We start from the raw sequence: 21259 nt of genomic DNA on the forward strand, positions 1-21259 counted from the left end.
CATTCCAGTTCGGACGAGGTGATTTTGGCGCGGTTCAGGCGATCAAGCCCACCGCAAGGCAGACAACAACGATGATCGTGAGCATGATCCGCAGCCGCATCCACCAGCCCGGTGCGAGACCGTGACGCCAGAACAGCGCGTCGATCCCAAGAAGGCCGATGAAACCTGCGATCAGGAAGATCAGCGCCGCCGGGGTTGCTCCGACAACGAGGAAAAACGCCCAAAGCGCCGGGATAACCGCGAGCCCGTAGCCAAGCGTGCCGCGGTGATCGTTTGCGCGGGCCGCGAAACCCCAGATCACGCCCGACATGAACGCCAGGATGACCTTGCCGTAGCCCGCCAGCACCGGCACGGCGACGAAGTCGATACCGATGCGCCGCCCGACGGGCACGCCAAGTTCCGGCCAAAGCACCGTGGCCGCACCCCAGACGAAGGGCAAGAGCCCGGCAAGACCGAGCAGCAGTGGAGCACGGGGAATGGCGGTCATGCGTCTTCGCGCAACAGGCGGGGCACCTTGAACTCGACGCTCTCGCGCGCGGTTTCGACGGTTTGCATCGTTACGTCGTAGCGGTCGCGGAATGCGTCGACCACCTCGTCGACCAGCAGTTCCGGTGCCGAGGCGCCGGCGGTAACGCCCACGCTCGCCACGCCCTCCAGCGCGCGCCAGTCGATCTCGTCGGCGCGGCCGACCAGTTGGGCATAGCGGCACCCTTCGGAACGCGCGACCTCGACGAGACGGCGCGAGTTCGACGAGTTCGGCGCGCCGATCACCAGGAGCGCCTCCACTTTCGGCGCGATCGCCTTCACGGCTTCCTGCCGGTTGGTGGTGGCGTAGCAGATATCTTCCTTGTGGGGTCCGGCGATGGCGGGAAACCGCGCCTGCAACGCGGTTACAACTTCTCGCGTGTCATCGACCGAGAGCGTGGTCTGGGTGATGAAGGCAAGCCGCTCGGGATCGCGTGGCTGGATCCGCGCCACGTCCTCGACGGTTTCAACCAGCAAGACCTCGCCGTCCGGCAACTGGCCCATGGTGCCGATGGTTTCGGGGTGACCAGCGTGGCCGATCATCACCATCTGGAGCCCGTTCTTGTGATGACGCTCCGCCTCGATATGCACCTTCGACACCAGCGGGCAGGTGGCGTCGACATAGATCATCTCGCGTTGCTCCGCCGCGGCGGGCACCGCTTTCGGCACGCCATGGGCGGAGAAGATCACCGGCCGGTCGACGGGGCATTCGTCAAGCTCCTCGACAAAAACCGCGCCCTTGTCGCGCAGGCTGTCGACGACGAACTTGTTGTGCACGATCTCGTGGCGCACGTAAATCGGCGCGCCCCATTTCTCGATCGCCATCTCGACGATCTTGATCGCCCGGTCGACCCCGGCGCAGAAGCCGCGCGGCGCGGCGAGATAGAGGGTGAGTGGCGGCTTTGTCATGACGTCTCTCCTGTTCGCCCCATGGGTAGTGGCAAGACGGCGGAAGGTCCAGTCACGAGCGCGCGTGGCGCAATGCCCCGGCCAACGTGCGGCCGGGGCATTGTTTGCCCGACTTTCAATCAGGCGTCGATGTCTTCCGCGGCCTGCGCGTTATCGTCGCGCGGCTCGCGCGGCGGACGGCCGATCACCTCGCGCAGCTCTTCCAACTCGATGAAGTTGTCGGCCTGGCGGCGCAGGTCGTCGGCAATCATCGGCGGCTGGCTGCGGATGGTCGAGACCACCGAGACCCGCACGCCCTTGCGCTGAAGCGCCTCCACCAGCGGGCGAAAATCGCCATCGCCCGAGAACAGCACGATGTGATCGACATGCGGGGCGATCTCCATGGCATCGACCGCAAGCTCGATATCCATGTTGCCCTTGACCTTGCGCCGGCCCATCGAATCGGTGAACTCCTTGGCAGGCTTCGTCACCATGGTGAAACCGTTGTAATGCAGCCAGTCCACCAGCGGGCGGATCGGCGAATACTCGTCGTTCTCAAGAAGCGCGGTATAGTAGAAAGCACGCAACAGCTTGCCCCGGCGCATGAACTCCTGGCGCAAGAGCTTGTAATCGATATCGAACCCGAGCGCGCGCGCGGCGGCGTAGAGATTCGAGCCATCGATGAACAGCGCGAGACGTTCGTCTCTGTAAAACATGATGGATCCTTCCGAATTTGGATCGCCGGGAATGTTCGTGAGTGGTATGGCGGAAATCGCCAATCCGGCTGAAGTGGGCAGAAAATAGGCATCTGTGAAAGTGACGCAAGCAGGCAAAAGGTCAATCCCGAGCGAAAAAGCGCTTGTCGCCATGGGAAGCAACGAGACCTCTCGTTTTGGAACCCCGCGCGAAACGCTGCAAAAAGCCCTCGATGCGTTGAACGAAGGGCCGTGCCAAGTGCTGCGGGCGAGCGGCTTTTTCCTCACGCCATTCGTTCCCGCAGGCGGCGGGGACGACGTGGTCAACGCCGCGGTGCTGGTGCAGACCGCGCTCGATCCCTTTTCCCTGCTCGCACACCTGCACAAGGTCGAAGCCGCGTTCGACCGGGACCGTGCCTTGCGTTGGGCAAACCGGACGCTCGATCTCGACCTGATCGCAATGGGCGAGATGGTGCTGCCAGACCGCGCCACCCTCGACCGCTGGATCGCGTTGCCCCCCGAGGCGCAGAAACGCGAGGCACCCGGCGGGTTGGTCTTGCCGCACCCCCGGTTGCAGGATCGCGCCTTCGTGCTGGTGCCCGCCGCCGAGATCGCGCCGGACTGGCGCCATCCGTTGACCGGCCTCAGCATCGCGGAGATGCGCGACGCGCTGCCCGAGGAAGATGTGGCCGCCGTGCAGCCTCTGGCGCTCTAGCCGGTGCCGCGGGAGTGGACAATCGCGGGCCTTGGCCCCATGTAGCCGGGATGGAATTTCCGGCCCCCCTGATCCCCGCCACGCTGCTGCGCCGTTACAAGCGCTTCCTTGCCGATTGCCGTCTTGAGGATGGCCGCGAGGTCATCGCCCATTGCGCCAATCCCGGCTCGATGATCGGGCTCGCCACGCCGGGCGCGCGGGTCTGGCTCGAACCGAATGACAACCCGAAGAAAAAGCTCGATTTCGGCTGGCGGCTGGTCGAGCACCTCGACGGCCATTTCACCGGCGTCGATACCGCGGTGCCAAACCGGATGCTCAAGGCCGCGCTGGAAAACCGCGAGGTGCCCGCGCTGGCCGATTACACCGGGGTGCGCGCCGAGGTGAAATACGGCGAGAAAAGCCGGATCGACTTCCTGCTGTCGGCCGAGGGCAAACCCGACGCCTATGTCGAGGTGAAGTCGGTCACGCTCTGCCGTCGCCCCGGGGTGGCGGAATTTCCCGACGCGAAAACCGAGCGCGGCGCGCGGCACATGCTGGAGCTGGCCCTGATGGCCAAGCAGGGCTACCGCGCGGCGGTGTTCTTCCTCGTGCAGCGCACCGACGCGAGCGAGGTGCGCCTCGCCGAAGACATTGATCCGCGATATGTCAGCGCTTTCCTCACCGCCTATGCCGCGGGTGTCGAAGTGATCGCGCATTCCTGCAACATCTCGCCGCGCGGGGTGACGCTGGGGCCGCAACTTCCGTTCAATCTCCCTGTGGTTTAACGGCAGGCGCGTCCTGCTCTGGCCCTTGACCGGGTTCTGCCCTATCTAGGGTCCGCAACGACGAAGGAGAGCCAAGTGGACACGCGCGGTCGCATCACCAAGGACGGTATTCGCATCTACGAAGACGCGGATTTTGAAGGTATGCGCAAGGCCGGGCGGCTGGCCGCCGAAATCCTCGACCGGATCACCCCGCATGTGCAGCCGGGCGTTGCCACCGCCGATCTCGACAAGCTGGTGGAAGACATGGTGACGGAGGCGGGGGCCACGTCGGCCACGATCGGTTACAAGGGCTACAAGCACGCCACCTGCATCTCGATCAACCACGTCGTCTGTCACGGGATTCCGTCCGACAAGCGGCTCAAGGACGGCGACATCCTCAACATCGACGTGACCGTGATCGTCGATGGCTGGTTCGGCGACACCTCGCGGATGTATGTGGCCGGCAAGCTGCCGCGCAAGGCCGAGCGGCTTGTCGAGGTGACCCACGAGGCGCTGATGCGCGGGATCGAGGCGGTGAGGCCGGGCAACACCTTCGGCGACATCGGCCACGCGATCCAGAGTTACGTCGAGGCGAACCGGATGAGCGTGGTGCGTGATTTCTGCGGCCACGGCCTCGGCCGGGTGTTTCACGCCCCGCCCAACGTGCTGCATTATGGCCGTCCCGGCACCGGGCCGGTGCTGGAGGAGGGCATGTTCTTCACCATCGAGCCGATGGTGAACATCGGGCGGCCGGAAACCAAGGTTCTCGCCGACGACTGGACGGCGGTCACCCGCGACAAATCGCTCTCGGCGCAATTCGAGCATTCCATCGGGGTCACGGCGACCGGAGCCGAGATCTTCACCCTGAGCCCGGCGGGCAAGTTCTACCCGAGTTGGGGGGAATGATCGCTTCGCTTTCCCCTTCGGGCGGATAATTTGTCCATTCGATCAACATCTTGTCGTTGATCGTTGCGACGATGCTTGCTCTTGTGTCCTGTGCCGCTTGAAGGTATCGCACCCCTCTCATACCTGAAATTCGCCCTGCCATGTTTGAAGGGCGGTTGCAAAGGAGGGTGCCTGATGAAGACCCTGTTGAAGTCGGCGGCCCTGGCCGCACTGCTGGGCCTCCCGGCCTCGGTTGCCATCGCGCAGGAAGTCACGCTGCGTTTCCAGCATTTCGTTTCCCCGGCCTCGGCGAACCCGACCCATTTCATGGAGCCTTGGGCGCGCAAGATCGAGGAAGATTCCAACGGGCGCATCAAGGTCGAGCTCTACCCGTTCATGCAACTGGGCGGTGCCGCGTCGGAGATGTATGACCAGATCGCCGAGGGCATCGTCGATGGCGGCTGGGTGATCCCGGGTTACGAGCCGGGGCGCTTCCCCGAGACCGAGGCGATGGAACTGCCCTTCATGGTGACCAAGAGCGCGGAGGAGGCCAGCCGCGCGGCCTGGGATTTCTCGCAAGAGCACCTGATGGACGATTTCGCCGACGTGAAGGTGATCGCGATCCACATGCACGGGCGCGGGCTGGTCTACAAGAAGGGCGACCCGATCTCGACACCGGAGGATTTCGAGGGCCTGAAGCTGCGCGGCCCGTCGCGCCCGGCTACCCTGCTGCTCGAAAAGCTCGGGGCAACGCCGATCGGCATGCCGGTGCCGCAGTTTCCCGAGAGCCTTGCGCTGGGCGTGGTCGATGGCGGTGTGATCACCTTCGAGCAGGCACCCTCGCTCAAGCTCGACGAACTCACCGACAGCCACACAGACGTGGCGGGCGATAAGTCGCTCTACAACCTCTACTTCATCTGGGCGATGAACAAGGACAGCTACGCTCGGTTGCCCGATGATCTCAAGGCGGTGATCGACGCCAATTCCGGTCCCGAGGCTTCGGCCTGGGCCGGGCGGGCGCATGACACCGGCGATGCCGAGGGCCGCGAGGCGCTGCGCGCCGCAGGCCACATCGAGGCCGAATTGAGCCAAGAGGCCACCGCCGAGATCCGCGCGCTGGGCGACGAGGTGATCGAGGAGTGGATCGCGCAGATGGATGCCAAGGGCTATGACGGGGCGGCTCTGGTTGCCGATGCCCGCGCCGCCGTCGAGGCAAACAGCGCGCAATAAGGCCGCCGGAACACAGCACAAGGCCGGTCCGTCGTGGCCGGCCTTGTCATGTCACAATCCCAGCAGGGCAGGCAGATCGGCCATATCGTGGAACACCTCCGCGCCCTCGGCCGCAAGCTTTGCGCCGCCCCCGGTCGGTGCAAAACCAAATGTGCGCATGCCGGCCGCGACGCCCGCGCGGCACCCCGGGGCACTGTCTTCCACGACGACGCAATCTGCCGGTGCCACGCCGAGCCCGGCCGCCGCATGCAGGTAGAGCGCCGGGTCCGGCTTCGGGCGTTCCAGTTCCTGCCCCGAGTGCAGGTGGTCCTTGAGACGAGACCAGACGCGCGGGTGCTGCGACAGGGTGATCTCCATCTTGCGCCGGGCACCGTTCGACCCAACGGCATAGACGATGCCCGCCGCGTCGAGCCGGTCGAGCAGGGCCTCGACGCCGGGGATCAGCGGGGTGCCTTCGGCCAGCCGCGGATAGAGCCGCAGGTAATGCTGATCAACCCAATCCGCCGGCAGGTCGGCCCCGAGCCCGCGCGCCTTCTCGGCCACGCGCGGCATCGTCATCCCGACAAGGCGGGTCTCGATTTCGGCCATCGTGATCAGAAGACCATGATCCGCGAGATCGTCTTGCAGGAGCGCAAGCCCGAGCGGCTCGCTGTCGACCAGCACACCGTCGCAATCGAACAGAACGGCCTTGGGTGTCATGTCGCCTCCAGGATGCGGATCGTCGTGTCGCCATACCGCCGCTCGTCGAGCAGCGCGAGCCCCTCGGGTGGGATCACCGCGGCACTTTCCTCCCAGATCACCAGCGCACCGGGCGCGATCCAGCCGCCTGCCAGCGCCTCCGCCAGCGCCGCCTCGCCCATCGCCTTGCCATAGGGCGGATCGCAGAACACCAGCGTGAAGGCCGCATCGGGGTTGGTGCCGAGCCGGGTCGCGTCGCGCTGGATCAGGGTGGTGGCGCGTTCGACACCGCATTTCGCGATGTTCTCGCGGATCAACCGCGCCGCCACGCGCCCCTCGTCGACGAAACAGGCATGTTCCGAACCGCGCGAAAGGGCTTCCAGCCCGAGCGCGCCGGTGCCCGCGAAAAGGTCGAGCACCCGCGCGTCGGTCAGCGGATCGCCGAAGCGCCCGCCCGCGAGCATCGAGAACAGGCTTTCGCGCACCCGGTCGGTGGTGGGGCGCAGGTGCCCCGCCTTGTCGCCCTTCCCGACCGAGGCCAGCGCCCGGCCCCGAAACCGCCCCGCGATGATCCTCACGCCTGCAACAGGCTCTTGAGGTCGGTGCCCGGGTCTGCCACCGCCGCCTTGGCCGGACTGCGCCCCGCCTCGACCAGCCGCTTGCCGACCATGTAGGCGCGCGGGTCGTTCATCGCGTCGATCGCCAGCAGCCGCTCGCCCGCGAAATACCAGAAGCTCACGCCATCCCCGTCCCGCCGCGTGACGATCTCGTCATAGCCCGTGCCGAGCCCGGCGATCTGCAGTTTCACATCGTACTGATCCGACCAGAACCACGGCTTCGGCACATAAGGCTTGCCCGCGCCCATCATGTTGGCCGCCAGGAGCTCGCCCATGTCGATCGCGTTGCCCACGCTTTCGAGCCGCAGGCGGCCTTCGCCATGGGCAAAGGACGCACAATCGCCCGCCGCCCAGATCGCCGGGTCCGAGCTGCGCCCCTCCGGGTCGACGGCGATGCCGTTGTCGATCTCCAGCCCGGCCTGTTCGGCCAGCGCGATATCGGGCCGCACGCCGACGCCCACGATCACGAAATCAACTTCGAGTTCGGTCCCGTCGGTCAGGCTCGCGCCGGTGACGCGGTGGTCACCGGTGAGCCGCTCAAGCCCGCAGCCCTCGCGAATATCCACCCCGTGGCTCTCGTGCAGCGCGCGGAAATAATCCGAGGTTTCCGGCGCGGCGACGCGCTGAAGTATGCGCGGGGCCATTTCCACCAATGTCACCGTCAAACCCTTCTTCGAGGCCACCGCCGCCGCTTCCAGCCCGATATAGCCGCCGCCGACGATCAACACCCGCGCGCCGGGCCGAAACTCGTGCGCCACCGCATCGGCATCGGCAAGGCTGCGCATCGTGTAGACCCCGTCGAGGTCGCCGCCGATCGCGTTCGGCAGCCGGTTGGGCACCGCGCCGGTGGTCAGGGCAAGCATGTCGTAGGGCACCGCATCGCCGCCACATTGCACCTGCTTGGCGGCGCGGTCGATCCGCTCCGCCCGGCAGCCAAGGCGCAAGGTGATGTCATGGTCGCCATAGTAGCTCTCGGGTCGCAGGTAGAGCCGGTCGAGCGCCATGTCCCCGAGAAGATAGGCCTTCGACAGCGGCGGGCGCTGATAGGGCGGCGCGGCTTCCTCACCGATCACCGTGATCTGCCCGTCAAAACCCTGCCCGCGCAGTTTGGCAACAAGCGAGGCGGCAGCCTGCCCGGCCCCGATGACAACAATTTGGCTCATGGCGGGATTCCTTTTGAACGTCTTTGGTCCGGCACCCTGTAAACTGCCGTATAGTGCCCCGTAACGGACTTGCAAACCTGAACAGGAGACAAACCATATGACGATTGCAGTGGGCAACCGCCTGCCCGAGGTGACTCTGACCCGGATCGGCGAGGCCGGGCCGGAACCGGTGGCATTGGCCGAGCTTTTGAAGGGGCGCAAGGTTGTGATCTTCGCGGTTCCCGGGGCCTATACGCCAACCTGTCATTCGGCCCACGTTCCGAGTTTCATCCGGGTGAAGGACGAGGTGGCCGCCAAGGGCGTCGACGAGGTGATCTGCGTTTCGGTGAACGACCCCTTCGTGCTCGGGGCCTGGGGTGAGGCCACCGGCGCCACCGCCGCGGGCATCACCATGCTGGCCGATGCCGAATGCACCTTCACCGAGGCGCTTGGCATGCGCTTCGATGCCCCGCCCGCAGGTCTGATCGCCCGCTCCAGGCGTTACGCCCTGGCCGCACAGGATGGCGTGGTCACCCATCTTCACATCGAGGAAGGCCCCGGCACATGCGAGATTTCCGGCGGAGAGGCGATGCTCGCGGCGCTCTGACGCGGCGCATCCCAAGGCCCTTCCCGGGTCTGGAAATACCTCCGCCGGAGGCAAGAAAGTTGCGCCGCGTGGCTTGCCACGCGGCGCGGATCGGCCGGGCGCAAGCCCGGTCGAAACCTGAAGGGCCGAAACCTCAGATCGCGGCGACGACCTTTTCCATCATCTCGCGCACCCGGCCGGCCACGCTCTTGAGTTCGGCGTTGTCGATCCCGGCCATCGAGGCCAGCGGGTCAACCGCCGAAACCTCGACTCCGCCATCGACCCCGCGCAGGATGACGTTGCAAGGCAGCATCGCGCCAACCCGCGGTTCGAGCCCGATCGCCTCCCAGGCCATCTTCGGGTTGCAGGCACCAAGGATGCGGTAATCGTTCATGTCCTTGTCGATCTTCTTCTTCATCGTCGCTTTCACGTCGATCTCGGTCAGCACGCCGAAGCCCTGCGCGGCGAGCGCCTCGCGGGTGCGCTTGTCGATCTCCTCGAAATCGGTGTCCTCGAATGTGCGGTTGAAAGTATAGCTCATGACGTCCTCCTGTGGGTTGCCTTGCATGTGGGTGCAGGGCGAGGCTGCGTCAATCGCCACCGCGCCGGAACGGACCCATCGAGGTGAGGATCTCGATATCCTCGTCCACCGCTTCGGATTCGCGGGCAACGAATTCCTCCACCGCACGGCGCAAGCCCGGATCGGCGATCCAGTGCAGCGAATGGGTAGGCACCGGCAGGTAGCCGCGCGCGAGCTTGTGATCGCCCTGCGCCCCGGCCTCGACCTTGGCGAGCCCGCGGGCGATGGCAAAGTCGATGGCCTGATAATAGCACAATTCGAAATGCAGGAAGGGGTGGTGTTCGGACTGCCCCCAGTATCGGCCAAAAAGTGCATCGCTGCCGATGAAGTTGAGCGCCCCGGCCACCGGGCGGCCCGCCCGCAGCGCAAGGCTGAGCAACACGTCGTCGCGCATGGTGTCCTGCACAATGTCGAAAAAGCCGCGGGTGAGGTAGGGCGTGCCCCATTTGCGCGCGCCGGTATCCTGGTAGAAGCGCCAGAAGGCATCCCAGTGTTCGGGGCACAGATCGTCGCCGGTGAGGTTGACGATCTCGCCGCCGAAGCCCTGCGCCTCGCGACGCTCGCGCCGGATCGCCTTGCGCTTGCGCGACGAGAGCGAGGCGAGGAAGGCGTCGAAATCCGCATAACCGGCGTTTTCCCAGTGGTATTGCGTGCCGAGACGGTGGATCAGCCCCATCGCTTCGCCCGCCTCCGCCTCGTCTTCGGTGCAGAAGGTGGCATGCAACGACGAGACGCCGTTCTCGGTGGCAAGCGTTACCGCGCCCTGCACCAGCGCCGCCATGCCGCGTGCCACATGGCCCGGCTTCACCAGGAAGCGCCGCCCGGTGGCCGGGGTGAAGGGCACGGCGATCTGCAGCTTGGGGTAATAGCGCCCGCCCGCGCGCTCCCAGGCATGGGCCCAGGAGTGGTCGAAGACGTATTCGCCCTGGCTGTGGCTCTTGGCGTAGAGCGGCGCGCAGGCAATCAGGTCTTCGCCCTCATGTGCGGTGATGTGGCGCGGGCCCCAGCCGGTGCCGGGACCGACGCTGCCCGACGCCTCCAGCGCGCTCAGGAACCGGTGGGTGGTGAACGGGTCGCGCGGGAGCGTGCTGCCTTCGGGGCAGGCACAGGCATCCCATTCGGCAGCGGAAATGCCGGCGAGGCTGTCGTGAATGCGGATCTCGATCGTCGCGTCGGTCATGGCGCGATAGGAGCGGGCGGGCCGGGCAGCGTCAAGCGGGCGGGCGGGCGAGATAGCCCTCGAAGGTGATGTTGTCGGCCCGTTCACGCGCTTGTGTTTCCTCGGCCGGGGAGCGGATTGTCCAGCACAGCACCGGCACGCCGCGGGCCTTTAGCGCGACGACCGGCGCGGCGGCAAGATCGCGCCAGTGGTGGCTGATGAAACACGCGCCGACCCGGTCGAAATCGGCGATCGCGGCGAGCTCTGCGCGGCGGTCTTCGGGGATCGCGCGGGCCTCTTCGATCTCCCAGTTCATCGTGGTGAGACCGCGCGGCAACGCCGGTGCGGCTTCGGCCATCGCGGCCACGGAATGCGGATTGAAACTCATCACCGCCACCGGGCCGCCATATCCCGCCAGATCCCGCGCAACCGCCGCTTCCAGCGCGCCCACCTTCGGGCCCAATTCGCCGTCCTGGTCCTTGACCTCGACGAGCAGCGGCACCTTGCCGGCAACCAGCGCCAGCACCTCGGCAAGCGTCGGGATGCCTTCGCTTGCCCCCGTAAGCGCGATCCGGCCAAGCGCCTCGGCGCTGCGGGCGCGAATCGGTCCGGTTTCCTGCGTCAGCCGGTCGAGCCTGTCGTCGTGAAACACCATCGCCACGCCGTCGGCGGAGGGCTGCACGTCGATCTCGATCGCGTAACGACGCGCAACTGCCGCCCGCACCGCGGCGCGCGAGTTCTCGGGGCGTCCCGCGCGGACGTCGTGCAGCGCCCGGTGGGCAATCGGCAGGCGCAGAAAATCGCCAGGCAGCGTCGGTGTCATGCGACCTCGAAGATCCCTTCGATTTCCACCGCGACGCCGAACGGCAGGCTCGCCGCTGACACCGCCGAGCGGCTGTGGCGACCGGCCTCGCCGAGGGCCTCGACGAGGAAATCGGAGGCACCGTTCACAACCTTGGGCTGGTCGCCGAAATCGGTGGTGGAATTGACGAAGGCGGTGAGCTTGACGACGCGGCGCAGCTTGTCGAGATCGCCGCCGCAAGCCGCCTTGACCTGCGCCAGGAGCGAGATCGCACACAGCTTCGCCGCTGCCGCGCCCTCGTCGATGTCCATGTCGGCACCCAGCTTGCCGGTGACGAACGCGCCGTCACGCATCGGGATCTGGCCCGAGATGAACACGAGGTTGCCGGATCTGACTGACGGCACGTAGTTGGCGGCGGGGGCCGGGGCGTCGGGGAGGGTGACGCCAAGCTCGGCGAGGCGCGCTTCGAAACCGCTCATCTTGTATCCTTTCGCTGGTTGCGCGGCGACGCTACATCCCTTCGCCGGGCGCGTCCATGGTCTGCCGCGGCCTGCTTCCCGCATGGCGCACCGGATGGCGCACGCGGCCTGTCGCCAATTGCCGCAAATCCCCCGATTTCCCTTGTCAAAACCACCCAAGCGCCTTAGGTAGGCCGCTCCAAACCCGCTATACTGGAGTCTCACATGGCCCGCGTCACGGTTGAAGATTGCGTTGACAAGGTTCCGAACCGGTTCGATCTGGTGATGCTCGCCGCCCATCGGGCGCGCGAAATCACCGCTGGCTCGCCGGTGACCGTCGATCGCGACAACGACAAGAACCCCGTCGTCGCCCTGCGCGAGATCGCGGAGGAAACCCAGACGGCAGAGGCCCTGACCGAACGGATGATCGAAAGCCACCAGACCCAGATCGAGGTGGATGAACCCGAGGATGACCAGATGGCGCTGCTCATGGGCGCCGAGGCGGCCGACAAGCCCGCCGAGGACGACATGAGCGAGGAAAACCTCCTGCGTGCGCTGATGGAAGCCCAGGGTCAGGGCTGAGGGCGCACACCTTGCCGGGACAGGCCGCGACCGCGCTCACCGAATTCGATCCCGAAGAGCTGATCGCGCGGATCCGCAGCTATAATCCGAAGTCCAATTCCGAGAAGGTGCTCGAAGCCTTCTACTACGGCATGAAGATGCACGAGGGCCAAACCCGCCATTCCGGCGAGCCCTACTTCACGCATCCGGTGGCGGTCGCCCATATCCTCGCCGAGCAGCGGCTCGACGACGCCACGATCATCACCGCGCTGCTGCACGACACGATCGAAGACACCAAGTCGACCTATCCCGAAATCGAGCGCCGATTCGGCCGTGACGTGGCCGAACTGGTCGATGGCGTCACCAAGCTCACCAACCTGCAACTCAATTCGAGCGAGACCAAGCAGGCGGAGAACTTCCGCAAGCTGTTCATGGCGATGTCGAAGGATCTGCGGGTGATCCTCGTCAAGCTTGCCGACCGTCTGCACAACATGCGCACGATCAAGCACATTCGGCCCGACAAACAGGTGCAGAAAAGCCGCGAGACGATGGATATCTACGCGCCGCTCGCCGGCCGCATGGGTATGCAATGGATGCGCGAGGAGCTCGAAGACCTCGCTTTCCATGTGCTCAACCCCGAGGGCAGGGCCTCGATCATCCGCCGCTTCATCCGGCTGCAGAAAGAATCGGGCGACGTGATCAACAAGATCACCGCCGACATCCGGCTTGAACTCGACCGCGCCAGCATCGACGCCGACGTGTTCGGGCGCGCCAAGAAGCCCTATTCGATCTGGCGCAAGATGCAGCAGAAGGACCAGCCGTTTTCGCGGCTGTCCGACACCTACGGTTTTCGCGTCATCACCCACACCGAGATGGATTGTTACCGCGTGCTCGGGGTGATCCACCAGCGCTGGCGCGCGGTGCCGGGGCGCTTCAAGGATTACATCAGCCAGCCCAAGTCGAACGGCTACCGCTCGATCCACACCACCGTTTCCGGGCGCGATGGCAAGCGGGTCGAGGTGCAGATCCGAACCCGCGAAATGCACGAAGTGGCCGAGGCCGGGGTCGCGGCGCACTGGTCCTACCGCGACGGTGTGCGCGCGGAGAACCCCTTCGCCGTCGATCCCGCCAAGTGGCTGGCCGCGCTGACCGAGCGTTTCGAGAACGCCGAGGATCACGACGATTTCCTCGAACACGTGAAGCTCGAAATGTATACCGATCAGGTGTTCTGCTTCACCCCGAAGGGCGAGGTGGTCAAGCTCCCGCGCGGGGCCACGCCGCTCGATTTTGCCTATGCGATCCACACCAGGATCGGCGACAAATGCGTGGGCGCCAAGGTCGATGGCATCCGCGTGCCGCTGTGGACGCGGATCAAGAACGGCCAGTCGGTCGAGATCGTCACCGCCGAGGGCCAGAGCCCGCAGGCCACGTGGCTCGATATCGTGGTGACCGGCCGCGCCAAGAGCGCGATCCGCCGGCGCTTGCGGGAGGAAGACCGCGAGCGTTTCATCAAGCTCGGGCGCGAACTGGCGCGGGTGGCCTTCGAACACGTTGGCCGCCGCGCCACCGACAAGGCGCTGGGAACCGCCGCCAAGCAGCTTGGCCTTGGCACCACCGGCGAGTTGCTCGCCCAGCTTGGCTCCGCCGAGCTTGCGGCGCGCGACGTTGTGGCGGTGCTCTACCCGGAGGCCCGCGAGGGTGGCGAGATCGACGGCAAGCGCGCCGTGGTGGGTCTTGATCCGGGCCAGAGCTTCCAGCTTGCGCAATGCTGCCAGCCGGTGCCGGGCGAGCGCATCGTCGGCATTTCCTACCGCGGGCGCGGGGTCGTGGTGCATACGATCGACTGCCTGGCGCTCGAAGCGGTGGCCGAGGATTCGGGGCGCTGGGTCGATGTGCAATGGCACTCGGGCAAGCACGCCGCGGTGCATCCCGTGAGCCTCGAGTTGACGATCGCCAACGACGCCGGGGTTCTGGGGCGAATCTGCTCGTTGATCGGCGAGCAGAAGGCCAATATCTCGGACCTCAGGTTCGTTGACCGCAAGCCCGACTATTTCCGGATTGTCATCGACGTCGATCTGCGCGACATCGAACACCTGCACGCGGTGATGCTGGTGCTTGAGGCCGACAGCGACGTGGCCGAGATCCGGCGGCACCGGGATTTGTCGCGCGCCCCGTAACCCAACAGCCCGGAGGGTCCGGTGTTCAAACGCAACCCGCGCTCCTACGCAAGGACCGTGCTGGAGTTCTTCTATCCGCGCGGCGGTTGGTATCGTGCGGCGCGTTACGTGATTCATCGGATTCGCCGCCTGCCAGACCCGGCGCACCGGATCGCGCGCGGGGTTTCGGCCGGCGTATTCGTCTGCTTCACCCCCCTGTTCGGCCTGCATTTTCTGAGCGCGGCAATGATCGCCTGGGTGATCCGGGGCAATATCTTCGCCGCGCTCCTCGCCACCTTCTTCGGCAACCCGCTAACCTTCCCGCTGATCGCCGAGGTATCGCTGCGGCTCGGCTCGCGCATCCTCGACCAGCCCCTGCGCATTCACCTGCCGCGGATGGTGGAAGCTTTCGGCCAGGCCGCGGGCGATCTCTGGCGCAATCTGCTGACCATCGTCTTCACCTCCGGCGATGCCGACTGGACCCGGATTGCCCAGTTTTGGGACAGCGTGATGCTGCCCTATCTCGTCGGCGGCATCCTGCCCGGCCTCGGCATGGCCGCCCTGGCTTATTTCCTGACGACACCGCTGATCAACGCCTATCAGAAGGCCCGGATAAAGCGGCTGCGCAAACGCTACGCCAAGCGCCTGGCCGAGAGTGCGGCAAGGGCTGACGCCGACGACGAGGCGCGCTAGGCTCGCGCCGAATCCACGAGGGAATCGCTATCATGCAAACGCTTGGCAAGCTCAGACTGGGCGTCAACATCGACCACGTCGCCACCGTGCGCAACGCGCGCGGCGCGGCCTATCCCGACCCCGTGCGCGCGGCAAGGCTCGCCGAGCAGGCGGGCGCCGACGGCATCACCGCGCACCTGCGCGAAGATCGGCGGCACATCTCCGACCACGACATCGAGGCGCTGATGGCGGCCCTGAACCTGCCCCTGAACCTCGAAATGGCCGCGACCGACGAGATGCAGGCAATCGCCTTGCGCCATGTGCCCCACGCGGTCTGCATCGTGCCCGAGAACCGCCAGGAAGTGACCACCGAGGGCGGGCTCGACGTGGCCCGGCAGGAAAACCGGCTTGGCGATTTCATCGCGCCGCTGCGCGAAGCGGGGATGCGCGTGAGCCTGTTCATCGGCCATGAAACCGAGCAGATCGAGGCTGCCGCGCGGATCGGCGCGGCGGTGGTGGAACTGCACACCGGTGCCTATTGCGATTTCCACTACGCCGGCGAGGAAAGCCGGCGCGACACCGAGCTGGCCCGGCTCGCCGAAGCGGCCGCGCTGGCCCACAGCCTCGGCCTCGAGGTTCACGCTGGCCACGGCCTGACCTACGACACGGTGAAACAGGTCGCGGCCTTTCCCGAGGTGATGGAACTGAACATCGGCCATTTCCTCGTCGGCGAAGCGATCTTTCGCGGCCTTGAAAGCGCGATCTCCGAGATGCGCCGCCTGATGGAAGAGGCGCGGGCATGACGGCGCTGGCGGCGGCTGCCTTCTCGTCTGTGCCGAAAGACCGGCCAGGCTTTCGCCTGACGCGGGCCATCGGTGCCATCGTGGCGCGGATCGAGCGGGCTGGGCCATGATCCTCGGCATCGGCACAGATCTGGCCAATATCGAGCGTATCGCCGGCGTGCTGGCGCGCCACGGCGACCGTTTCCGCAACCGGGTGTTCACCGAGGTGGAACAGGCCAAGGCCGAGCGCCGCGCCGATGTGGCGGGCACCTATGCCAAGCGCTGGGCCGCCAAGGAGGCCTGTTCCAAGGCGCTGGGCACCGGCCTGCGCATGGGTATCGCTTGGAAAGACATGGGCGTTTCCAACCTGCGCAGCGGCCAGCCCGAGATGCACCTCACCGGCTGGGCCGCCGAGCGCCTCGCCGAGATGACACCGCCCGGACACGCGGCCAGAGTTCACGTCAGCCTCACCGACGATCACCCCTGGGCACAAGCCTTCGTGCTGATCGAAGCCCGCCCGATTGCTTGACACGCGCCGGGCCTCCCCTCATATCGCCTCAACCCCAGCAAAAAGGCAGCACATCATGGCCGAGAAGAAAGACGGCATCCTGGAGACGGTGAAAACGATCTTCTGGGCCCTCCTGATCGCGGGTGTGTTCCGCACCCTGTTCTTCCAGCCGTTCTTCATCCCCACCGGGTCGATGAAAGACACGCTGCTGATCGGCGATTTCGTGTTCGTCAACAAGATGGCCTACGGCTACTCGCGCTATTCCTGCCCCTTCGCGATGTGCCCGATCCCGGGGCGGATCATGGGGTCGGAACCCGAGCGCGGCGAAATCGTGGTGTTTCGCCATCCCACGCTCAACACCGATTACGTCAAGCGCGTGATCGGCCTGCCGGGCGACCGGATCCAGCTGCGGGACGGGTTGCTCTACATCAACGGCGAGGTTGCGTCGCAGGAAGCCGCGGGCACCTTCGAGGAAGTCTTCGAGCGGCAGGGCAGCTTCGGGACCGTGCCGAAATGTTCCAACGGGTCAGTCGGTGAAGGCGCCATCTGCACCAAGGAGCGGTCGACCGAGACCCTGCCGGGCGGGCGCAACCACGCAGTGCTCAACGTGCAGGATTATCAGGGCTTCCCCGACAACACCGATACCTACACCGTGCCCGAGGGCCATTTCTTCTTCATGGGCGACAACCGCGACAACTCGACCGACAGCCGGGTGGACCAGCGCGCGGGCGGTGTCGGCATGGTGCCCTATGAATACCTGCTGGGCCGGGTCGATCGGGTGATGTTCTCCTCCGCCGGCAAACGCCTCGTCTATTTCTGGACATGGCGCGGCGACCGCTTCTTCAAGAAGGTGGAATGAAGCTCTCGGCTGAACTGAAGGCCTTCGCGGGCCGGATCGGGCACGACTTCGCCCGGCCCGGCCTCTTGATCCGCGCGCTCACCCATGGCTCGTTTTCGTCCGAAACGCGGCCCGACAACCAGCGCCTCGAGTTCCTCGGCGACCGGGTGCTCGGCCTGGTGATGGCCGAGGCGATGCTGGCCGCCGACCGCGACGCCACCGAGGGCCAGCTTGCCCCCCGGTTCAACGCGCTGGTACGCAAGGAAGCCTGCGCCGACGTCGCCCGCGAGGTCGATCTCGGCGCGGTGCTGAAACTGGGGCGCTCCGAGATGATGTCGGGCGGGCGGCGCAAGCAGGCACTGCTCGGCGACGCGATGGAAGCGGTGATCGCCGCGGTCTATCTCGACGCCGGGTTCGAGGCCGCGCGCGCGGTAATCCTGCGGCTCTGGGGCAAGCGGATCGAGACCGTCGAGGCCGATGCGCGCGATGCCAAGACCAGCCTCCAGGAATGGGCGCAGGCGCGCGGGCTCCCGCCGCCAAGCTACGCCGAGCTGTCGCGCGAGGGGCCCGACCACGCGCCCGAGTTCACCATCGAGGCCCGGCTCGAAAGCGGCGAGGCGGCGAATGCGCGCGCCACCTCGAAACGCGCGGCCGAGCAGGCGGCGGCCAAGGCCCTGCTGGATCGGCTGGAGGGCCGCCAATGATCGGCGAACGCGAGATCAGCGGTTTCGAGGCCCTGTTCGAGACGATGCGCCCCTCTCGCAGCCCGTGGTGGGTGATCGGCCCCGCCGCCGCGGCACTCTACGGGATCGACGTCGGCGACCTCGAACGGATCGACGTTGTGGTCGCCCCCGGCGATGCACGCGCGCTTGAGGGCCGCATCGACTGCCACAAGGAACGCCGCCACGGCACCGCGCTCTTGCGCGCCCGCACCACGCTGGCGACTCACCTCGGCGCCATGCCCGTGATCTTTCATTCCTGGCTCGAAGCGCGGTTCGGGGGCGAGTGGCGTCCGCTCAAGATCGAAACCCGCAAACCGATCGAGGTGGGCGAGGCGCTGATACCGGTGCCCGCCCGTGACGAGCTGGCCGCCATGCTTGCGGCCTACGGGACAGGCAACGAACGGGCGCTGGCAAAGGCGCTGAACTGAGACAGGCCTTGCGTCGGGCAAGCCCTTGCGGCCCGACCCTTGGCTATTTCGAAGTATCGGAGGAAGACATGCCGAGCGCGACACCGATCCAGAAATTCGAGATCACCGCCGACGAGATCGACGCGCTGGTGGCGCTGTTCTACGAGCGCATCCGCGCCCACCCGATGCTCGGCCCGATCTTCGCCCGCGCCATCGCTCCCGAAGACGGGCCGGAATGGCGCGCCCACGAGGCGCGCATCGCCGCGTTCTGGCGCAACGCGATCGGGATCGACCGCAGCTATGACGGCAACCCGATGCAGGTGCACCGCGCCAACCGCGATATTCATCCCGGCATGTTCTCGCCGTGGCTCGATCTGTTCCACGCCACCGCATCCGAGGTTCTGAGCCCCGAAAAGGCGGCGGGCATCGGCGCGCTCGCCGAGAAGATCGGCCAGAGCCTGCGCTACGGCGTGACCATGCGCGACGACGTGCGCGGCGCGCCGCCGGTCCTGCGCTGAAACGTGGCCACTGGCGCGATCCGCCGATTTGGTCTAAGCCCGCCCGCATGAGCACAAAAGCCGGATTTGTCGCCCTCATAGGCGAACCCAACGCGGGAAAATCGACGCTGACGAATTACCTCGTCGGCGCGAAGGTCTCGATCGTGACCCACAAGGTCCAGACCACCCGCGCGCGCATTCGCGGCGTGGCGATGGCGGGCGATGCCCAGATCGTGCTGGTCGATACCCCCGGCCTGTTCCGCCCGCGCCGCCGGCTTGATCGGGCGATGGTCGCCGCGGCCTGGGCCGGCGTGGCCGATGCCGACGTGGTGGTGCTGCTGATCGAGGCCCACCGCGGGATCACGCCGGGCGTCGAGAGCATTCTCGAAGGGCTTTCCAACCTGCCCAAGGGCCGCGTCGTGGCGCTGGCGCTCAACAAGATCGACAAGGTCCGCTCCGAGGTGCTTCTGGGCCTTGCGAAAGAGATGAACGAGCGCTTCGCTTTCGTGAAAACCTTCATGATCTCCGCCGAAAAGGGCTATGGCGTGACGGAGTTGAAGGGCTGGCTTGCCGACCAGATGCCCGAAAGCCCGTGGCTCTACCCCGAAGACCAGATTGCCGATCTGCCGCTTCGGATGATCGCCGCCGAGATGACGCGCGAAAAGCTCACGCTCCGTCTCCACCAGGAACTGCCCTACCAGCTCACGGTTGAGACCGAGAACTGGGAAGAACGCGATGACGGCTCTGCCCGGATCGACCAGATCGTCTACGTGGCCCGCGATGGCCACAAGGGGATCGTGCTGGGCAAGAAGGGCGAGACGATCAAGGCGGTGAGCCAGGCGTCGCGGGCCGAGCTCGAAGAGTTTCTCGGCCGCAAGGTACACCTGTTCCTGCAGGTCAAGGTGCGCCCGAACTGGCTCGAAGAGGCCGAGCGCTACTCCGAGATGGGCCTGAACTTCAGGGACGGGAATACGTGAGTGACACACCTAAACTAGCCACCCATGCAACGGGTGCGCTTTTTAAGCTGTCCGTCGATATCCTTGAAGAATTGCGCGCGCGCGATATCGTGAGGAGCGCCAACAACCCAACTGGGGATTACGGCGAATACTTGTTCTGCCGCGCTTTCGGCTGGAGTCAGGAAGCCAATTCAAAGGCGGGCTATGACGCGATTGATGCGCAGGGCACCCGAATCCAGATCAAGGCCCGCCGTCCCCACCGGCGCAACCCGTCGCGTCAACTCTCTGGAATTCGAAATATCGAGGCTCGCCCATTTGACCTGCTCGCGGGCGTCATCTTTTCCGAAGACTTCACGGTTGCCAAGGCTGCGCTTGTACCCTTCGAACTGGTCCGTTCCCACGCGCGCCGATCGGATCACACCAACAGCGCCCTTTTCTATCTGCGCGATGAGGTCTGGACTTGGGATGGTGTGCGCGATGTCACCCAACCCCTGAGGGATGTGGAATGACCCGACTTGCCGCGGGCGTCTGGGTTTCGGCCTACCTCGCTCGGCTGCAGGCCGAGGGTATCCCGGTCTACGTCGTGGCCCGCGGCGACGCGACGGCGGGCGCGGTGCTGGTGAAGCTCGCCACGCTGGACGGCAAGGCGGTTGCGTTTCAACGGGTGGCCGACCTGATGACTGGCGCGCGCAAGTGGGACGTGCTGGCCGAGGGGGCGGAGGCGGAGGTGGATGCCGCCATTGCCCGCCAGCGCGGTTTCGATCCCGATCTCTGGGTGATCGAGGTGGAAGATGCCCGCGGGCGGCACATGCTCGACGAGCCAGGGCTCAGCGAGTGAGTGCCTTGGCGCTTCCGACCATCGCCAGCCCGCCGAGAAAGAACGCAACCGTGAGACCGATGCCGTTGAGCGCGACGCCGTCGTAGCCAATCGTGGTCACGTCGAGAAACGGGTAGGGATATCGGCCCGTCAGGGTCCCGCGAACGAGGGCATAGGCGGTATAGAGCAGGGGCCAGGCGAGCCAGAGCGCGGCATGGCCGACGCGCAGCCCCGGCTTCGGCGCAAACTGCAGCCACCACAGCGTTACCAGAACCGGAACGGCGCTGTGCAATCCCTGGTCGGCCCACCAGGCCAGGCCAGCCGGGGCCCATAGGCGGGCAAGCAGAAGGTGGTAGACGATTGCAACGATGATGATCCAGAGGGTCAACCCCGCGAGCCATGCGGACGATGGCGCAGCGCCCCGCACCGCAATGGCGATGAATGTGACGGCGACAAGTAGGTTGGTCAGCACTGTGAAATAGCCTGTGAGTGCCCAGATCGCGCCGCCGAGACTGCCTGTCAGTCCAAAACTGACGACGGCCTGCGTGGCGAGCGCGGCGAGCCCGGCAAGCGCGACAAGACCGGCAGAATAACGAGCGGGAGGCGTAAGGACACGGGTCATAGTGGGAATATCGTGAAC

At 66.0% G+C, this 21259-nt stretch carries 28 protein-coding genes; 17 read left to right on the plus strand and 11 right to left on the minus strand.

Going from position 1 to position 21259, the window contains the following annotated elements; genetic code table 11:
* Positions 1 to 34 precede the first annotated feature (34 nt).
* The 3 genes from B9Y97_RS09370 to B9Y97_RS09380 all read right to left on the minus strand — a co-directional run bounded on the left by B9Y97_RS09370 (position 35) and on the right by B9Y97_RS09380 (position 2129).
* Complete coding sequence (locus B9Y97_RS09370; protein WP_085526484.1) at positions 35 to 487, minus strand: DUF3429 domain-containing protein; 453 nt, start codon at positions 485 to 487, stop codon at positions 35 to 37.
* Positions 484 to 1434: a 4-hydroxy-3-methylbut-2-enyl diphosphate reductase gene (gene ispH / locus B9Y97_RS09375; RefSeq protein WP_085526485.1), complete on the minus strand. Its 951-nt coding sequence runs from the start codon at positions 1432 to 1434 to the stop codon at positions 484 to 486. Before ispH ends, B9Y97_RS09370 begins: the two co-directional genes overlap by 4 nt.
* Before the next feature lie 119 nt (positions 1435 to 1553).
* Positions 1554 to 2129 carry a LabA-like NYN domain-containing protein gene (locus B9Y97_RS09380; RefSeq protein WP_085526486.1) on the minus strand — a complete coding sequence of 192 codons (576 nt, stop codon included), beginning with the start codon at positions 2127 to 2129 and terminating at the stop codon, positions 1554 to 1556.
* Between the two features lie 151 nt (positions 2130 to 2280).
* Here B9Y97_RS09380 and folK point away from each other — a divergent pair, with 151 nt between their 5' ends.
* The 4 genes from folK (at position 2281) to B9Y97_RS09400 (ending at position 5681) form a co-directional block, all read left to right on the plus strand.
* Positions 2281 to 2823 (plus strand): 2-amino-4-hydroxy-6-hydroxymethyldihydropteridine diphosphokinase, encoded by a 543-nt coding sequence (folK, locus tag B9Y97_RS09385; protein WP_085526487.1) that lies wholly within the window; start codon positions 2281 to 2283, stop codon positions 2821 to 2823.
* Positions 2824 to 2873: 50 nt separating this feature from the next.
* Positions 2874 to 3587, plus strand: coding sequence for a DNA/RNA nuclease SfsA (gene sfsA, locus B9Y97_RS09390; RefSeq protein ID WP_085526488.1), 714 nt, complete (start codon positions 2874 to 2876; stop codon positions 3585 to 3587).
* Between the two features lie 75 nt (positions 3588 to 3662).
* Positions 3663 to 4472, plus strand: a complete 810-nt coding sequence (gene map, locus B9Y97_RS09395) for a type I methionyl aminopeptidase (protein ID WP_139828269.1) — start codon at positions 3663 to 3665, stop codon at positions 4470 to 4472.
* 174 nt (positions 4473 to 4646) lie between these two features.
* Positions 4647 to 5681 (plus strand): TRAP transporter substrate-binding protein, encoded by a 1035-nt coding sequence (locus tag B9Y97_RS09400; RefSeq protein ID WP_085526490.1) that lies wholly within the window; start codon positions 4647 to 4649, stop codon positions 5679 to 5681.
* Positions 5682 to 5732: 51 nt separating this feature from the next.
* Here the strand turns inward: B9Y97_RS09400 and B9Y97_RS09405 are convergent, their stop codons facing one another.
* The 3 genes from B9Y97_RS09405 to B9Y97_RS09415 are packed head-to-tail and all read right to left on the minus strand — an operon-like array spanning position 5733 to position 8139.
* On the minus strand, positions 5733 to 6380 hold the full coding sequence (locus tag B9Y97_RS09405) for an HAD family hydrolase (protein WP_085526491.1): 648 nt from the start codon (positions 6378 to 6380) through the stop codon (positions 5733 to 5735).
* A complete protein-coding gene (gene rsmD, locus B9Y97_RS09410; protein WP_085526492.1) occupies positions 6377 to 6937 on the minus strand; it encodes a 16S rRNA (guanine(966)-N(2))-methyltransferase RsmD in 561 nt (186 codons plus the stop codon). Before rsmD ends, B9Y97_RS09405 begins: the two co-directional genes overlap by 4 nt.
* Complete coding sequence (locus B9Y97_RS09415) at positions 6934 to 8139, minus strand: NAD(P)/FAD-dependent oxidoreductase (protein ID WP_085526493.1); 1206 nt, start codon at positions 8137 to 8139, stop codon at positions 6934 to 6936. The genes rsmD and B9Y97_RS09415 overlap by 4 nt, the downstream gene beginning before the upstream one ends.
* Positions 8140 to 8236: 97 nt before the next feature.
* On the opposite strand from B9Y97_RS09415, the gene B9Y97_RS09420 reads away from it, so the two are divergent.
* Positions 8237 to 8725, plus strand: a complete 489-nt coding sequence (locus B9Y97_RS09420) for a peroxiredoxin (RefSeq protein WP_085526494.1) — start codon at positions 8237 to 8239, stop codon at positions 8723 to 8725.
* A 133-nt stretch (positions 8726 to 8858) separates the two neighbouring features.
* Here the strand turns inward: B9Y97_RS09420 and B9Y97_RS09425 are convergent, their stop codons facing one another.
* From B9Y97_RS09425 to B9Y97_RS09440, 4 genes are read right to left on the minus strand one after another with little or no spacing between them, the layout of a single operon-like run.
* Positions 8859 to 9245 (minus strand): DUF302 domain-containing protein, encoded by a 387-nt coding sequence (locus tag B9Y97_RS09425; RefSeq protein ID WP_085528193.1) that lies wholly within the window; start codon positions 9243 to 9245, stop codon positions 8859 to 8861.
* Between the two features lie 49 nt (positions 9246 to 9294).
* Positions 9295 to 10464, minus strand: a complete 1170-nt coding sequence (locus B9Y97_RS09430) for a GNAT family N-acetyltransferase (protein ID WP_085526495.1) — start codon at positions 10462 to 10464, stop codon at positions 9295 to 9297.
* Between the two features lie 31 nt (positions 10465 to 10495).
* On the minus strand, positions 10496 to 11266 hold the full coding sequence (locus tag B9Y97_RS09435; protein WP_085526496.1) for a glycerophosphodiester phosphodiesterase family protein: 771 nt from the start codon (positions 11264 to 11266) through the stop codon (positions 10496 to 10498).
* Positions 11263 to 11724 (minus strand): RidA family protein, encoded by a 462-nt coding sequence (locus tag B9Y97_RS09440; protein WP_085526497.1) that lies wholly within the window; start codon positions 11722 to 11724, stop codon positions 11263 to 11265. The genes B9Y97_RS09435 and B9Y97_RS09440 overlap by 4 nt, the downstream gene beginning before the upstream one ends.
* A 204-nt stretch (positions 11725 to 11928) precedes the next feature.
* Between B9Y97_RS09440 and rpoZ the strand changes: the two genes are divergently transcribed.
* The 12 genes from rpoZ to B9Y97_RS09500 all read left to right on the plus strand — a co-directional run bounded on the left by rpoZ (position 11929) and on the right by B9Y97_RS09500 (position 20640).
* Positions 11929 to 12285, plus strand: a complete 357-nt coding sequence (gene rpoZ / locus B9Y97_RS09445) for a DNA-directed RNA polymerase subunit omega (protein WP_085526498.1) — start codon at positions 11929 to 11931, stop codon at positions 12283 to 12285.
* Positions 12286 to 12296: 11 nt separating this feature from the next.
* A complete protein-coding gene (locus B9Y97_RS09450) occupies positions 12297 to 14441 on the plus strand; it encodes a RelA/SpoT family protein (protein WP_085526499.1) in 2145 nt (714 codons plus the stop codon).
* Positions 14442 to 14462: 21 nt separating this feature from the next.
* Positions 14463 to 15113 (plus strand): DUF2062 domain-containing protein, encoded by a 651-nt coding sequence (locus B9Y97_RS09455; RefSeq protein ID WP_085526500.1) that lies wholly within the window; start codon positions 14463 to 14465, stop codon positions 15111 to 15113.
* A 32-nt stretch (positions 15114 to 15145) separates the two neighbouring features.
* Positions 15146 to 15895, plus strand: a complete 750-nt coding sequence (locus B9Y97_RS09460) for a pyridoxine 5'-phosphate synthase (RefSeq protein ID WP_085526501.1) — start codon at positions 15146 to 15148, stop codon at positions 15893 to 15895.
* Between the two features lie 106 nt (positions 15896 to 16001).
* Entirely contained in the window at positions 16002 to 16403 is a 402-nt protein-coding gene (acpS, locus tag B9Y97_RS09465; RefSeq protein ID WP_085526502.1) for a holo-ACP synthase, read from the plus strand.
* Between the two features lie 55 nt (positions 16404 to 16458).
* Complete coding sequence (gene lepB / locus B9Y97_RS09470) at positions 16459 to 17241, plus strand: signal peptidase I (protein WP_085526503.1); 783 nt, start codon at positions 16459 to 16461, stop codon at positions 17239 to 17241.
* Positions 17238 to 17924: a ribonuclease III gene (rnc, locus tag B9Y97_RS09475; RefSeq protein ID WP_085526504.1), complete on the plus strand. Its 687-nt coding sequence runs from the start codon at positions 17238 to 17240 to the stop codon at positions 17922 to 17924. Before lepB ends, rnc begins: the two co-directional genes overlap by 4 nt.
* On the plus strand, positions 17921 to 18370 hold the full coding sequence (locus B9Y97_RS09480) for a hypothetical protein (RefSeq protein WP_085526505.1): 450 nt from the start codon (positions 17921 to 17923) through the stop codon (positions 18368 to 18370). Before rnc ends, B9Y97_RS09480 begins: the two co-directional genes overlap by 4 nt.
* 68 nt (positions 18371 to 18438) lie before the next feature.
* Positions 18439 to 18867: a group III truncated hemoglobin gene (locus B9Y97_RS09485; protein ID WP_085526506.1), complete on the plus strand. Its 429-nt coding sequence runs from the start codon at positions 18439 to 18441 to the stop codon at positions 18865 to 18867.
* 47 nt (positions 18868 to 18914) lie between these two features.
* Positions 18915 to 19823, plus strand: a complete 909-nt coding sequence (era, locus tag B9Y97_RS09490) for a GTPase Era (RefSeq protein ID WP_085526507.1) — start codon at positions 18915 to 18917, stop codon at positions 19821 to 19823.
* Positions 19820 to 20311, plus strand: coding sequence for a hypothetical protein (locus B9Y97_RS09495; RefSeq protein WP_217809448.1), 492 nt, complete (start codon positions 19820 to 19822; stop codon positions 20309 to 20311). Before era ends, B9Y97_RS09495 begins: the two co-directional genes overlap by 4 nt.
* The gene (locus B9Y97_RS09500; protein ID WP_085526508.1) at positions 20308 to 20640 is read left to right on the plus strand and encodes a DUF1491 family protein; all 333 of its coding nucleotides are present in this window, start codon (positions 20308 to 20310) and stop codon (positions 20638 to 20640) included. The genes B9Y97_RS09495 and B9Y97_RS09500 overlap by 4 nt, the downstream gene beginning before the upstream one ends.
* Here the strand turns inward: B9Y97_RS09500 and B9Y97_RS09505 are convergent.
* On the minus strand, positions 20630 to 21241 hold the full coding sequence (locus B9Y97_RS09505) for a Pr6Pr family membrane protein (RefSeq protein ID WP_085526509.1): 612 nt from the start codon (positions 21239 to 21241) through the stop codon (positions 20630 to 20632). The genes B9Y97_RS09500 and B9Y97_RS09505 overlap by 11 nt on opposite strands.
* Between the last annotated feature and the right edge of the window lie 18 nt (positions 21242 to 21259).

The organism is Maritimibacter sp. HL-12, from assembly GCF_900177545.1.
Lineage (GTDB): Bacteria > Pseudomonadota > Alphaproteobacteria > Rhodobacterales > Rhodobacteraceae > Sinisalibacter.

Excerpts from the sequence above, each read along its gene's own strand:
- lepB (WP_085526503.1), top strand. The coding sequence starts at position 16,459 with ATGGCCGAGAAGAAAGACGGCATCCTGGAGACGGTGAAAACGATCTTC.
- B9Y97_RS09480 (WP_085526505.1), top strand. The coding sequence starts at position 17,921 with ATGATCGGCGAACGCGAGATCAGCGGTTTCGAGGCCCTGTTCGAGACG.
- ispH (WP_085526485.1), bottom strand. The coding sequence starts at position 1,434 with ATGACAAAGCCGCCACTCACCCTCTATCTCGCCGCGCCGCGCGGCTTC.
- B9Y97_RS09415 (WP_085526493.1), bottom strand. The coding sequence starts at position 8,139 with ATGAGCCAAATTGTTGTCATCGGGGCCGGGCAGGCTGCCGCCTCGCTT.
- folK (WP_085526487.1), top strand. The coding sequence starts at position 2,281 with ATGGGAAGCAACGAGACCTCTCGTTTTGGAACCCCGCGCGAAACGCTG.
- B9Y97_RS09405 (WP_085526491.1), bottom strand. The coding sequence starts at position 6,380 with ATGACACCCAAGGCCGTTCTGTTCGATTGCGACGGTGTGCTGGTCGAC.
- sfsA (WP_085526488.1), top strand. The coding sequence starts at position 2,874 with ATGGAATTTCCGGCCCCCCTGATCCCCGCCACGCTGCTGCGCCGTTAC.
- acpS (WP_085526502.1), top strand. The coding sequence starts at position 16,002 with ATGATCCTCGGCATCGGCACAGATCTGGCCAATATCGAGCGTATCGCC.
- B9Y97_RS09370 (WP_085526484.1), bottom strand. The coding sequence starts at position 487 with ATGACCGCCATTCCCCGTGCTCCACTGCTGCTCGGTCTTGCCGGGCTC.
- B9Y97_RS09400 (WP_085526490.1), top strand. The coding sequence starts at position 4,647 with ATGAAGACCCTGTTGAAGTCGGCGGCCCTGGCCGCACTGCTGGGCCTC.
- era (WP_085526507.1), top strand. The coding sequence starts at position 18,915 with ATGAGCACAAAAGCCGGATTTGTCGCCCTCATAGGCGAACCCAACGCG.
- B9Y97_RS09440 (WP_085526497.1), bottom strand. The coding sequence starts at position 11,724 with ATGAGCGGTTTCGAAGCGCGCCTCGCCGAGCTTGGCGTCACCCTCCCC.
- B9Y97_RS09485 (WP_085526506.1), top strand. The coding sequence starts at position 18,439 with ATGCCGAGCGCGACACCGATCCAGAAATTCGAGATCACCGCCGACGAG.
- B9Y97_RS09425 (WP_085528193.1), bottom strand. The coding sequence starts at position 9,245 with ATGAGCTATACTTTCAACCGCACATTCGAGGACACCGATTTCGAGGAG.
- B9Y97_RS09500 (WP_085526508.1), top strand. The coding sequence starts at position 20,308 with ATGACCCGACTTGCCGCGGGCGTCTGGGTTTCGGCCTACCTCGCTCGG.
- B9Y97_RS09420 (WP_085526494.1), top strand. The coding sequence starts at position 8,237 with ATGACGATTGCAGTGGGCAACCGCCTGCCCGAGGTGACTCTGACCCGG.
- B9Y97_RS09435 (WP_085526496.1), bottom strand. The coding sequence starts at position 11,266 with ATGACACCGACGCTGCCTGGCGATTTTCTGCGCCTGCCGATTGCCCAC.
- rpoZ (WP_085526498.1), top strand. The coding sequence starts at position 11,929 with ATGGCCCGCGTCACGGTTGAAGATTGCGTTGACAAGGTTCCGAACCGG.
- rnc (WP_085526504.1), top strand. The coding sequence starts at position 17,238 with ATGAAGCTCTCGGCTGAACTGAAGGCCTTCGCGGGCCGGATCGGGCAC.
- B9Y97_RS09430 (WP_085526495.1), bottom strand. The coding sequence starts at position 10,464 with ATGACCGACGCGACGATCGAGATCCGCATTCACGACAGCCTCGCCGGC.
- B9Y97_RS09505 (WP_085526509.1), bottom strand. The coding sequence starts at position 21,241 with ATGACCCGTGTCCTTACGCCTCCCGCTCGTTATTCTGCCGGTCTTGTC.
- B9Y97_RS09460 (WP_085526501.1), top strand. The coding sequence starts at position 15,146 with ATGCAAACGCTTGGCAAGCTCAGACTGGGCGTCAACATCGACCACGTC.
- B9Y97_RS09380 (WP_085526486.1), bottom strand. The coding sequence starts at position 2,129 with ATGTTTTACAGAGACGAACGTCTCGCGCTGTTCATCGATGGCTCGAAT.